The organism is Paenibacillus sp. LRG-1, assembly GCF_057220305.1.
The window spans coordinates 768477-779812 of sequence record NZ_CM170126.1 but is presented as its reverse complement, the minus strand read 5'-3'; the positions used below and the strand labels follow the sequence as shown (position 1 = coordinate 779812).

Here is an 11336-nt window from a genome sequence, read left to right as displayed (position 1 = left end):
TTTGAAAAGTACAGGTATGACACGTCCCCTAGATGCGTTAGGTCGTATCGTTATCCCCAAAGAAATGCGAATTTCCATGGATTATAATGTGGGTGATCCTGTTGAGATTTTTGCAGATGAGGAAACTGGTATTCTCGCCTTTCGAAAATATACTGGGGTGACGTGTAAAATGTGTGGTTCAACAGAACAATTAACTTATTTTAGAGACAGCTTTATTTGCGGGGAATGTATTGAAAGTTTAAAAAAGGGAATACATTTTAGCCCTATCCTAAGACCAGCCAAGTCAGCTTTATCCAACTCACAACGATCTAATAAAGAGTCCAAACGTCTGCGGCGATCGACACAACAGATGATCGAAAGTCTAAAAGAATTAATGCAAAAACACCCCAATGCAGCACAGCACGAATATGCCAAAATACTTGAGGTTTCCCAAGCCCGTATATCCCAGCTCAAAAAAATGCTCTAACTACAGCTTGATACCCTACATAGATATACACCAGAGATTTCATCATGTGCAGCTACTTTTGAACCGTGATACGCAGCATCATAGCTAACCGACAAAACGCATGAACGTCCATACGAAAATTCCACACTAGGTATAAAGAACTAGTGAATGACTTACAAGCGAGAACGCCTATAAGCAGAAGGCTGTGCTACATTTAATAATGGTTCCTGAATTAAAAAATGACCTTCTTTAATTAGAGAAGGTCATTTCATTTATTTATTCATTTTTCTATAGTAAACCACCACACACTTCTAATGTTATTTTTCAATTAATCCACTTTAACCCCAATAATGTAAAAAAATTTTACAACTATGATTTATCACAAAAAAAGTAAAACTGTTTTTACATATGGTTGTAAATAAGGATGGGTGAATCTAATATGAACAGACCTGCTCAAATTATTTCTATTCTTATATTTTCCGTAAGTGTAAGTGTGTTTGCTGGTTGTGGAAAGCAGGAAACAACGGATACATCTACCAATGGAACAATACCAACAACCTCAGAAACGGTAGTAAAAGAAGAAACAGATCAACCAGCCGCCCTGCAAAACTTGGACGAGATCAAATGGAATGATGTTAAAGACCCTCTAATTGAGGATGCCATGATAGCAAAACTCAAAGCAGCAATAGCTGCCTTCGTGTCAAAAGATTTGGATCAATTCCATGCTGCGCTCGGTCCAGACGTTGGAACAGGTCACGATTACCTCTTCGATCATCCGGTGAAGTTTACTGGTATTGCTGAAGCTATGAAAGAAAATAGTCGGATATTGATACCCATTGTAGGGGAACGGCTGAATAATGAAGAAGGATATTCACCCGATATACGATATACCTTCTATTTAGAAAAAGATAAAGATGGTGCATGGAAAATTGTTTCAATTGATTAACTAAATTCTCTAAGATGCATTTATCTCGATTTCATCCATGATGCTATAAACCAAATGCTTTTCATTCGTAAAGGTATGTTTTTAGTAGTCGCTAAAAGCACACTTTTTTGGGACAATGAATTTTTCCAAAAAAATATCTTGTAGCAACATTGCCCATTCCAACAAGTACGTTTGCACATATGATGTCACAAAATTCAATCTAAAGGAGAGATACACACCTTGTCTAAACATTCTTCTCATCGTTCGATGGGGCCGTTACAACCACATTTCGCGACCACTACTGAAGTGAGCAATTTCGTTAATTTATGGGGAATATTTACTGTGAATGGTCAACAGATCGTTGCTTTTGTAAAAAGCGTAGATCCCGCTAACAAATCAATGTTAGTGCTATATCCTAATGGTACACAATCATATATTGATGTAACTCAAATCAGTCAGGCACAAGGCCCTTATCCAAGTATGCCTTCTATTCCAGGACAAAGCAGTGGTCAGGGAGGTCATCAAGGTGGTGGATCACAGTGGTGGCCTCAACATGGTCAGGGCGGTGGGTCGCAGTGGTGGCCTCAACATGGTCAAGGTGGCGGTCAGGGTGGTGGATCACAGTGGTGGCCTCAACATGGTCAAGGTGGTGGATCACAGTGGCCTTCCGGTGGATCTCGTAGCGCTAATCGGAAAAATCGGAAAAACTAATATCCAACCCTTATTGTAGCAATTGCCGCTTGCCATGAGCGAGTGTCGATTGGAACACATTCAATATTGGACCAAACAAAAAGGCGTCGCCTGCAAATGCACGCGATGCCTTTTGGATTAGCCACTGGCTACTTCGATTCCCCTAATTCTTAATCCTCTGCTCCTAAACATATTTCCATTAGGCTTTGCTGGCCATGTCTGCAATCTGGCGAAGCCACACTTTACGTGTATCCTCATCGGATTGGGGTACCGACTCGAAGAACAGATGATACATGACGTCAAGCCCACAGTATTCAAATATACCTTTGTCGGACGTCAAGCGAAGTGCCTGATCCATGCCATTACTAGCATATTCCGCATGTGATTTTCCTTGCGTATTGAGGATAATGGCTTTCTTTCCTTTGAGCAGTCCCATCTGCACTCCATTTACATATTTATAAGCAAATCCGTAAGAGAATACGCGGTCTATATACCCCTTCATAATGGCTGGCATCCCCGTCCACCAAATAGGATAAATAAAGGTGATTACCTCTGCCCATTGCAAAAATTCCTGTTCCCGTACAACATCTTCTCCGATTCCTTCAATGACCTCGCTGCTGCTAATCACAGGTTGAAAGATGATTGCATATAGATCACGAACAACCACATCATGTCCTTTTTGCTTTAGCCCCTCGACTGCTGTGGTCAAAATTGCATGATTAAAGCTTCCCTCGGATGGATGTGCGTAAATAATAAGATGCTTCATGTTCTCTCCTCCATTTACTTTAAAATAAGTGATTGATCAATTACTTAACTTCGTACTCCTTCAATCAACTGAATATGCTCAATCCATAGTTCCGATAAAGATACGTTTGAGTAAACTTGAGCGGTATCCTCTCATAAATATCACCTCCGTTGCTTAGTTAGTGATTGATCAATTACTAATGATTGGCCTCAGTATAGTATATTCCTTTTTACTTTACAAGTGCTTTTTGTTCAACTTTATATAAAAGATTGTAAAAAGGTCTGATCCCAAAACAGTGTTATTATCGCTGTTCAAAGTAAATAAAGTCCCCCAGTTGGTTTTAAACAGATTGATGTCCATCATGGTGTGATGTCAAGCAATCACTTAATATGACTTTATAATGTCATATTATAAGTTGTATGCTACTGAGAGAGGTGAAGCGTATGCCGTTAAGCAGACATTTTGAAATCGTTTATATGTTACTCCATAAGAAAAAAGTGACTGCTGATGAATTGGCAGAGCATTTTGAGGTTTCCACACGAACGATTTATCGGGACATAGATGCCTTAAGCGCAGCTGGGATTCCCATCTACAGCAGTAGAGGCAAGGGTGGCGGAATATCATTGATGGAGGGTTATGTCTTTAACACCTCTTTACTGTCCGAGCAGGAACAAGATGATATCTTAATGGCCCTTCAGAGTGTGGCTACAGCTACCATCCCACAGGTAGAAGAAGTGCTAAACAAGTTGAGTAGGCTTTTTAAAAAAGACATGGGAAACTGGATCGAAGTAGATTTTTCGCCATGGGGAAGCCAAAACAGCCAGAGACAGCTATTCACTCTTATACGCAACGCAATAATCACAAACCGTGTTATAAAGTTCCGCTATTATAACGTCGCCGGGGAACAGAGTTATCGTAGCGTCGAACCTGCCAAGCTCTTGTTTAAAGATAAATCCTGGTATGTGGAAGGTTACTGTTTAAATACCGAAAGTCATCGTGTATTTAAGATTAGCCGAATGAAAGAGATTGCAGTTACCGAAATTAGTTATGAGCCAAGAACGGTCGTAGCATCTACAGATACAAAGATGAACGACTTGCTTCATACCATTGAAGTAACTCTTCACATTTCTGCTCAAGGAGCTTACCGCGTATACGATGAATTTGCCGAGAAAACAATTACTCAGAAGGAAGACGGCTCTTATACCGTCACGGCACAATTTCCTGTAGGCAATTGGCTGGACAGTTATCTGCTGTCCTTTGGTCCCCTCCTTATAGAGGTTAGCCCCGAACAAGTACGTACAAGAATATTGTCTCATTTAGAAACGATGAAAAGAAATTTAAATGATCCTCTATAATATGACACCATGTAGTCATATTATTACTGCTATGATGAGTTTGAAGTTATCGCTCACAACATACTCACCATAGGAGGTTGAAGGATTAATGAATCCACATAAAACCATGCCACCGGCAGTAGAAACTTACTTTACATCAGCGAACAAATCCCAGCTTGAAGTATTTACTTCCGCTTTCGATAAAGATGCGTTGATCTTGGATAATCATCGCGAAATCAAAGGTATGGAAGCCATAAAATCATGGTGTGAAGCAGAAATATTGGAGCCGAATGTCACCTTCGAGATCGTGGATATGGATGACAGTAATAATACCATCGTCGTAATTGCGAAAGTAGACGGAGACTTTGATAAATCGAATCTTCCCGACCCACTCCTCCTTAAACATCAATTTCTAGTAAACAACAATAAAATTAAAGAACTGATTATTACACTTCCATAAAGGAATTTAAAAAATAAGAAAGGGAAAACGAATATGCCTGCTTATGTTGTTTTTATACGTGAACAGAGTGCCGATCAAACTGAACTCCAACTCTATTCTCGGAGTGGAGATACCTAGAGGTATTCCTCAACCACATTGTAAAATTTAGGAGGAATTATTCGCATGAGTTTTCAATTAGAAAGCATATTAAGTGAGTTTAAAGGCAAAAGGGCCTTGGTCACAGGCGGTACCAAAGGAATGGGAGAGGCTATTGCTAAGAGACTTACGGCTGCAGGTGCTACCGTAATAACTACGGCTCGAACGACTCCAGTTAATTTAGAAAATCCAGACCTGTTTATTCCAGCCGATATTAGTACGCCTGAAGGTGTAGATAAAGTAGTAAACAGTGTTCTTGAGCGCCTAGGCGGTGTAGATATTCTTGTCAACAATGTTGGAGGCTCGTCAGCCCCATCTGGGGGAGCTCTTATCTTGACAGACGAGCATTGGCAGCAAACTTTTAACGCCAATCTGTTTGCTGCCGTCCGTTTAGACCGTGGACTGCTGCCGGCTATGGTGGAAAAGGGTTCCGGTGTTATTATTCATATTTCATCCATTCAACGTCGCTTGCCGCTATATGATGCAACATTGGCTTATGCTGCGGCCAAAGCAGCTTTAACTACTTACAGCAAAGGGTTATCCAAGCAGTTTTCACCTCAAGGCATTCGTATTAATACAGTTGCGCCAGGCTTTATCGAAACGAAGGCAGCACAAAGTTTGATTGATCGGATTGCTGAGACGACAGGTGACCGAGAAAGTGCATTAAAGCAACTGATGGACTCGTTGGGAGGAATTCCAATTGGTCGTCCAGGACTACCAGAAGAAGTCGCTGAGCTTGTTGCTTTTCTGGTATCCGACCGGGCCGCTTCAATTACAGGAAGTGAATATAATATTGACGGTGGAACAGTTCCAACGGTCTAAAACTTTATTTTCATCTGACAATCACGCAGAAGGTGCCAAAAAAGCCTATCTAATGAGCAGACATACGCAAAACGTATTATCTATGTTCATCAGATAGGCTTTTAAATAACCACTACCGTTTAATAACGATCAGCTTTGTTTCCAGCATTTCTTCCATGGCATACTTTATGCCTTCGCGTCCGGTACCACTTTGCTTCACACCACCATACGGCATATGATCAACACGGAAGCTTGGAATGTCATTGATCATCACGCCGCCAACCTCAAGCTTGTCCGCTGCATCCAACGCGGTCGTGATATTACGAGTGTAAATTCCCGCCTGCAGGCCATAGATCGAATCATTTACATGGTTTACGGCTTCATCTATAGAGCTAACAGAATGAATCAGCACAAGCGGGGCAAACACTTCACGACAGGACACCTTGGAAGTAGGGTCCACATTAAGCAAAACCGTCGGCTCCAGAATACCTCCCTTGGCTTGGCCCCCCAGAGCGATCCTTGCGCCTGCTTGAACCGCTTCTTCCAGCCATTCACGGACACGTTCGACATCCTTGGCTGAAATAAGCGCGGATACATCCGTGTCCGGCTCTAGCGGATCTCCAATTTTTAAACGTTGAGTTGCTTCTATAAATCGGGATACAAAGGTATCATACAGTTCATCGACAACGTAAATACGTTGAACTGAGATACATACCTGCCCCTGATTGGCAAAGGCTCCACTCACACAACGGTCGATGACCGCGTCTACATCCGTATCACGGTCGATAATAACGGCCGCGTTGGAACCCAGCTCCAGCGTGACCCGCTTCAAGCCAGCCTTGGAGCGAATTTCTGTACCGACCGCCGGGCTACCGGTAAAAGTGATATAGCTGACGCGTGGATCAGTGACAAGTACGTCGCCAATGGTTTTACCATCGCCGCTGATCACGTTAAGAGCGCCCGCAGGCAATCCAGCCTGCTCCAGCAGCTCCGCAATCAAGTAAGCCGACAACGGCGTCTGCTCCGCAGGCTTCAATACGACCGTATTGCCTGCTGCCAGCGCGGGACCCACTTTATGAGCAACCAGATTCATCGGGAAGTTAAATGGTGTGATAGCTCCTACTACCCCTACAGGTTCTTTGAGCGTGTAGGCCATACGACCCTCGCCGCCCGGTGCGGCATCCAGCGGAATGGTTTCCCCGTGAATCCGTTTGGCTTCTTCAGCTGCGAACTTGTAGGTTTGCACCGTCCGGTCAACCTCCGCCAGCGCAGCCTTCCATGGTTTGGATGCTTCACGTGCAATGATGCGCGCTGCATCCTCACGCCGCTCTTCCAGCAGGTCAGCCAGCTTCTCCAAAATGGCTGACCGCTGGTGCGCTGGCATGGTCCGCATCTCCGAGCGTGCATCAGAGGCCGCCTGAATAGCAGCCTTGGCATCCTCTGCTGTGGCCTCTGCCACCTCAGCAATGATTTCCCCGGAATACGGTGATTTCAACGTCGTGTACGATGAAGCTGCTTTCCATTCTCCACCGATAAATAAATGCTGCTGCATGCTTTTTCCTCCTTCTCTTGATATCAACGTTCCTTTTACCATCTATTTTACCGTCAACACCGGACAAGGTGCATGCTGAATCACCTGATGGCTCACGCTACCCAGTATCATTTCAGAAACAAGTCCTTTGCCCCGCGTTCCCATAATGATCAAATCCGTCTTTTCCTGCTTTGCACTTTCGCAAATGACACTCGCCGGATCACCGTGACCCGCCAGCATACGGTAAGAAATACCCTCGTCCTTCAAATAGTCGGATGCTGGTTCCAAGATATGACGACCTTCCTCTTCGATTCGCTCATCCACATCAACCCCAACCGGGGGCTCATTCATGGATAAAGCCGGGTTTACATGTAATACAGTCAGATGTGGATTCCCCTGAAGCTGCTTAGACAACGTTTTGGCTGTCTGCAACGCATTCATAGCATGTTCCGAACCATCAATCGCGACCAGAATATGTTTGTATTCGCTCATACTCTTTTCCTCCTCAGAAGTTCGATCTTAGTGTGCATCCACCTGAATATCCTGCATATGTCGACGACGTACGATCAGCACAGCTACGCCAATCAGTACCATCAATGCTCCAAAATAAAATGGGGTTTCTGCTGAGTACCACTCTGACAGCTTCCCTGCAAGCCACGGCGAAATTGCCCCGCCCAAAAACCGCATGAAGCTGTAGGCCGCAGATGCTGTCGAGCGCTCCACTGGAGCAGCCTGCATAACAGCAGTTGTAATCAATGTATTGTTAATCCCCAGAAAAATACCAGCCACAATGACGGCGACAATGACAGTCGTTGGTGAACCAGCTACCGTCCCGATCGCCATAACACCTAAATCAATGGCAAACAGCGTCAGCATGATACTAATGGAAGATACCACGCTCAAGCGTGCTTGAATCTTCGGTGCTACAAACACCGAGGTAAAGGCCAGCATAATTCCCCAGCCAAAAAACACATAACCCAAACCATGCTCGTCCAGATTCATTACATATGGAGAATACGCCATCAACGTAAAAAATCCAAAGTTATATAACAACGCTACAATACCGAGCGTGAGCAAAGCCGGATAACTGAGCGCTTTGAACGGATCGGCAATGGAACCGCGTTTTTTGGGCTTTGGAATGGAAGGCAGCATAAACGTAATGAACAAAAATCCCACTACCATCAGTCCGGCTACACCGAAAAACGGACCGCGCCAGGAAATGGAACCTAACTCACCGCCCAGCAACGGACCCACTGAAATCCCGAGGCCCAATGCCGCTTCATACAAAATAATTGCTTTAGCTGTTCCAGAAGTGGACAGACCTACAATCGCAGACAACGCTGTTGCGATAAACAAAGCGTTCCCCAAACCCCAGCCTGCCCGGTAGCCCACAATTCCGCCAACTGTACTGGCTGTGCCGCCCAGTCCAGCAAACACAATAATAAATAAAATCCCGGTTAGTAGTGTCCATTTGACACCCAATCGACTAGATACAACGCCTGTAATCAGCATCGCAACGCCTGTTACCAGATTATAGCTGGTGAACAGCAATGACACTTGGCTTTTCGTAGCATGAAGCTGATCAGCAATGGCCGGAAGAATCGGATCGACCAATCCCAGACCCATAAATGAAATAACACAAGCAAAGGCGACTGCCCATACCGCTTTAGGTTGAGACAGCAAGCCTGAGCGTTCTTTTAACTCTTCAGGTAATGCATGTTGTGAACTCATATTATGATGTTACCTCCACATCTGAATGTAAATGTTCTTGTTATGACGGGTCGTGATCAAGTTCATCATCCAGAAGAACCTTGCGTTCACGCACCCTAACCCGTAACTCCTCCAACTCAGTCTGGAGCATACGGATGCTGTTGATTTTTCCCTCCATTAATTCCAACTGCTCGTTCAATGTACTTTCCATATCCTCCAACATGGCCCGTCGCTCGTTCGGTTGCAAATGCTCCGTTCGCTCGCGATATTCCTCCCGCTGACCCTTAAGCATTTCCGCTGCGGACATGTAACGCTGAAGCTCTTGCAAGGAGAATCCAAGTACTTCCTTGGCACTCACTATTTTTTTTAGTAAGTCCACATCCTCCTGCGTATACAGGCGCATATTTCCTTCACTGCGCTGCGGAGAGGGCAATAAGCCGATTTCCTCATAATAACGAATGGTTCGCTTGGTTAATCCGCTTTGTTTGGCGACCTCATCAATTTTATACGTAACCATGACACCCACCTTATGAAAAAGATTATATATAAATACTACGCCTCTATAACGTTAACGTCAACGTAAACTTCAATATAAAAAAAACCGCCTCTAATTGGAGACGGTTCCTATTTTGACTAGTACGGTCATAGACCCGAGCATCGGTGCTCAAGCCCATGAATATAGCTTTAGATGAAACAAGTACGAGTGATGATAACCAGTAAAATGAAGAGAACCAGAATAACACCAGTGGAGGTGAACATGTTACAACCGCCACAACCTCTATCTACTTCACCCATTTCGTATTCCTCCTCCCTACTGATTCCAGCAAATCTCCCGAATTTTAAATCCTTGAGCTACGAATTAGATGATAAATGCTTTGGAAATAATAACGAGCAGAATGAAAAGTACCAGAATCGCTCCTGTAGATGTAAAAGCTCCATAACCAGCGCCTACTCCAGACATGGTGATTCCTCCCTTCATGGTTTACAAGAGCATCTTATGCTTATGCCATCATCCATGATAGGGACAAATGCCGCGCCTGCCGCCCAAATCTAGGTTGGGGTTGTACTGTCCTGTTATTCTTCGGACCCGAGCATGCCGTGATACAGGAGGTTTCGTGCCTGCTTGGCAAGCACAGACGGACTTTCACGTCCAGGCAGCAATTTAGTTAACGTCAGCCGTTCAATCAAGCCGATCACGCATTCTGCTGTCAGTTCAGGGTCCAGTTCCTCACGGCAGGAGCCCCATCGTTGCGCCGCCAGCAGATGCTTTTTGATATGCTCAGCCATTTCCGCCTTAATACGCACCGAATCTGTCGCCTGGTAAAATCCGACACGAGTGATCGCCGGATTATTAGACAACACGCGAAAAATAGCTTCCAGAAACACTTGTCCCCGTCTCAAAATTTCAGCCTCGCTTAGGTCTGGGCCTATCTTCATGCTTTGTACCGTATCATTCACCAAAGTACCGAAGCTCTCTACAAGCTCCTCGTATAACTGTTCCTTGCTTTCAAAATGAATATAAAAATCCGGCTGCGTCAATCCTGCACGTGCCGCGATCGAACTTACCTTTGTCTGATAAAACCCCGTCTGAGCAAACTCTTCAGCCCCCGCTTCCAGTAACAACCGTCGACTCTCCCGACTTCTGACTCCTGCTCTCATCACGGTCTTGCCCCCTTACTCCACAAATCTATCGTATTATAAAGTTCCTTTGCAGTAAGAACAACGGGCTTGAGGATGATATATACCTGTCCTTCAAAAGTCCTAATACAGAAGGACTGAACGTTTTGGAAAATCAAGGGCATCTCCCTACAAGGTATAATTAACCAATCTGACGGTGAGCGAGCAGGAATTATTATGCGGAATTCAAATATTTATACTTGAGGATTTTGCACAACCCTGACTTTCGATATATATCAGTGATGAGGACAATATTTGCGCATCATCTCAATCGTTGTCAGATCATCATCCAACCCCCGTTGTTGCAAGCCGTCGATAATTTGCTGACGTTCCTGATCTTTAACATTTTGACCGAATTTAAACTTGGCAGTCCATTCCTCCGGTACAATTTTGATCAGAGCGACCCCTTTTAAACGTGAAGCATACCGAGAATCGCTGGCATCAATCGTGTCATACCCGCCTTCCGGTTGCAGCTTACTCATAAAAATGGAAAAGGCCGATGCTTTTTCTTCCAAATCCACTACATGCTCCGCATGACCACGCACGGTAATACTTTTAAAAAATGAAGTCGCCGGACATGCCATATGTTCATCCGTAAAATAAGACGGAATGAGCGCATATTCTTTGACGGCTGAAAAAGTAACTCGATTATCTTCTTTCATCCGTTCCATCTTTTCTCCAGCACGGCTGCCATGAATATAAAAAACGCCATTTCCATAAGCGAAATTCAAGGGAACCACACGCGGAAAACCATCCTCGCTGTTCATGCCTAAAAATCCGAAACTGACCTCGCTTAGAAACTGCTCTATTTCCTCTAGTTCTGCCACCGTAAATTCTTTTCTTCTCACAGGGAACTCTCCTTCCATCTATTGACCAATGATAC

Annotated in this window: 14 protein-coding genes; 6 read left to right on the top strand and 8 right to left on the bottom strand. The window is 44.3% G+C overall.

The genetic code is table 11. The features are described from left to right. The first annotated feature begins 1 nt into the window (after position 1). The 3 genes from ACUUJN_RS03480 to ACUUJN_RS03470 all read left to right on the top strand — a co-directional run bounded on the left by ACUUJN_RS03480 (position 2) and on the right by ACUUJN_RS03470 (position 2081). Positions 2 to 466 (top strand): AbrB/MazE/SpoVT family DNA-binding domain-containing protein, encoded by a 465-nt coding sequence (locus tag ACUUJN_RS03480; RefSeq protein WP_023986953.1) that lies wholly within the window; start codon positions 2 to 4, stop codon positions 464 to 466. 418 nt (positions 467 to 884) lie between these two features. Beyond that, positions 885 to 1391, top strand: coding sequence for a hypothetical protein (locus ACUUJN_RS03475; RefSeq protein WP_053324615.1), 507 nt, complete (start codon positions 885 to 887; stop codon positions 1389 to 1391). A 321-nt stretch (positions 1392 to 1712) separates the two neighbouring features. Continuing rightward, a complete protein-coding gene (locus tag ACUUJN_RS03470) occupies positions 1713 to 2081 on the top strand; it encodes a hypothetical protein (protein ID WP_484669270.1) in 369 nt (122 codons plus the stop codon). A 178-nt stretch (positions 2082 to 2259) separates the two neighbouring features. Here the strand turns inward: ACUUJN_RS03470 and ACUUJN_RS03465 are convergent, their stop codons facing one another. Further along, positions 2260 to 2826 carry an NAD(P)H-dependent oxidoreductase gene (locus tag ACUUJN_RS03465; protein WP_484669269.1) on the bottom strand — a complete coding sequence of 189 codons (567 nt, stop codon included), beginning with the start codon at positions 2824 to 2826 and terminating at the stop codon, positions 2260 to 2262. A gap of 422 nt (positions 2827 to 3248) precedes the next feature. Between ACUUJN_RS03465 and ACUUJN_RS03460 the strand changes: the two genes are divergently transcribed. The 3 genes from ACUUJN_RS03460 (at position 3249) to ACUUJN_RS03450 (ending at position 5556) form a co-directional block, all read left to right on the top strand. After that, positions 3249 to 4160, top strand: coding sequence for a helix-turn-helix transcriptional regulator (locus ACUUJN_RS03460; RefSeq protein ID WP_023986949.1), 912 nt, complete (start codon positions 3249 to 3251; stop codon positions 4158 to 4160). A gap of 88 nt (positions 4161 to 4248) precedes the next feature. After that, the gene (locus ACUUJN_RS03455; RefSeq protein WP_023986948.1) at positions 4249 to 4599 is read left to right on the top strand and encodes a nuclear transport factor 2 family protein; all 351 of its coding nucleotides are present in this window, start codon (positions 4249 to 4251) and stop codon (positions 4597 to 4599) included. Between the two features lie 162 nt (positions 4600 to 4761). Continuing rightward, entirely contained in the window at positions 4762 to 5556 is a 795-nt protein-coding gene (locus ACUUJN_RS03450) for an SDR family oxidoreductase (protein ID WP_076265259.1), read from the top strand. 112 nt (positions 5557 to 5668) lie between these two features. Here the strand turns inward: ACUUJN_RS03450 and ACUUJN_RS03445 are convergent, their stop codons facing one another. The 7 genes from ACUUJN_RS03445 to ACUUJN_RS03415 form a co-directional block, all read right to left on the bottom strand. Further along, entirely contained in the window at positions 5669 to 7087 is a 1419-nt protein-coding gene (locus ACUUJN_RS03445; RefSeq protein WP_053324612.1) for an aldehyde dehydrogenase family protein, read from the bottom strand. A gap of 42 nt (positions 7088 to 7129) precedes the next feature. After that, positions 7130 to 7558 carry a universal stress protein gene (locus tag ACUUJN_RS03440; protein ID WP_023986945.1) on the bottom strand — a complete coding sequence of 143 codons (429 nt, stop codon included), beginning with the start codon at positions 7556 to 7558 and terminating at the stop codon, positions 7130 to 7132. 27 nt (positions 7559 to 7585) lie between these two features. Then, positions 7586 to 8797, bottom strand: coding sequence for an MFS transporter (locus ACUUJN_RS03435; RefSeq protein WP_023986944.1), 1212 nt, complete (start codon positions 8795 to 8797; stop codon positions 7586 to 7588). Between the two features lie 40 nt (positions 8798 to 8837). Beyond that, positions 8838 to 9293 (bottom strand): MerR family transcriptional regulator, encoded by a 456-nt coding sequence (locus tag ACUUJN_RS03430; RefSeq protein WP_023986943.1) that lies wholly within the window; start codon positions 9291 to 9293, stop codon positions 8838 to 8840. A 342-nt stretch (positions 9294 to 9635) separates the two neighbouring features. After that, a complete protein-coding gene (locus tag ACUUJN_RS03425; protein WP_023986941.1) occupies positions 9636 to 9737 on the bottom strand; it encodes a hypothetical protein in 102 nt (33 codons plus the stop codon). 113 nt (positions 9738 to 9850) lie between these two features. Further along, positions 9851 to 10435 carry a TetR/AcrR family transcriptional regulator gene (locus tag ACUUJN_RS03420; protein WP_023986940.1) on the bottom strand — a complete coding sequence of 195 codons (585 nt, stop codon included), beginning with the start codon at positions 10433 to 10435 and terminating at the stop codon, positions 9851 to 9853. A gap of 254 nt (positions 10436 to 10689) precedes the next feature. Beyond that, complete coding sequence (locus tag ACUUJN_RS03415) at positions 10690 to 11301, bottom strand: pyridoxamine 5'-phosphate oxidase family protein (RefSeq protein WP_484669268.1); 612 nt, start codon at positions 11299 to 11301, stop codon at positions 10690 to 10692. Between the last annotated feature and the right edge of the window lie 35 nt (positions 11302 to 11336).

Excerpts from the sequence above, each read along its gene's own strand:
- ACUUJN_RS03475 (WP_053324615.1), top strand. The coding sequence starts at position 885 with ATGAACAGACCTGCTCAAATTATTTCTATTCTTATATTTTCCGTAAGT.
- ACUUJN_RS03465 (WP_484669269.1), bottom strand. The coding sequence starts at position 2,826 with ATGAAGCATCTTATTATTTACGCACATCCATCCGAGGGAAGCTTTAAT.
- ACUUJN_RS03460 (WP_023986949.1), top strand. The coding sequence starts at position 3,249 with ATGCCGTTAAGCAGACATTTTGAAATCGTTTATATGTTACTCCATAAG.
- ACUUJN_RS03455 (WP_023986948.1), top strand. The coding sequence starts at position 4,249 with ATGAATCCACATAAAACCATGCCACCGGCAGTAGAAACTTACTTTACA.
- ACUUJN_RS03450 (WP_076265259.1), top strand. The coding sequence starts at position 4,762 with ATGAGTTTTCAATTAGAAAGCATATTAAGTGAGTTTAAAGGCAAAAGG.
- ACUUJN_RS03445 (WP_053324612.1), bottom strand. The coding sequence starts at position 7,087 with ATGCAGCAGCATTTATTTATCGGTGGAGAATGGAAAGCAGCTTCATCG.
- ACUUJN_RS03440 (WP_023986945.1), bottom strand. The coding sequence starts at position 7,558 with ATGAGCGAATACAAACATATTCTGGTCGCGATTGATGGTTCGGAACAT.
- ACUUJN_RS03435 (WP_023986944.1), bottom strand. The coding sequence starts at position 8,797 with ATGAGTTCACAACATGCATTACCTGAAGAGTTAAAAGAACGCTCAGGC.
- ACUUJN_RS03430 (WP_023986943.1), bottom strand. The coding sequence starts at position 9,293 with ATGGTTACGTATAAAATTGATGAGGTCGCCAAACAAAGCGGATTAACC.
- ACUUJN_RS03425 (WP_023986941.1), bottom strand. The coding sequence starts at position 9,737 with ATGTCTGGAGTAGGCGCTGGTTATGGAGCTTTTACATCTACAGGAGCG.
- ACUUJN_RS03420 (WP_023986940.1), bottom strand. The coding sequence starts at position 10,435 with ATGAGAGCAGGAGTCAGAAGTCGGGAGAGTCGACGGTTGTTACTGGAA.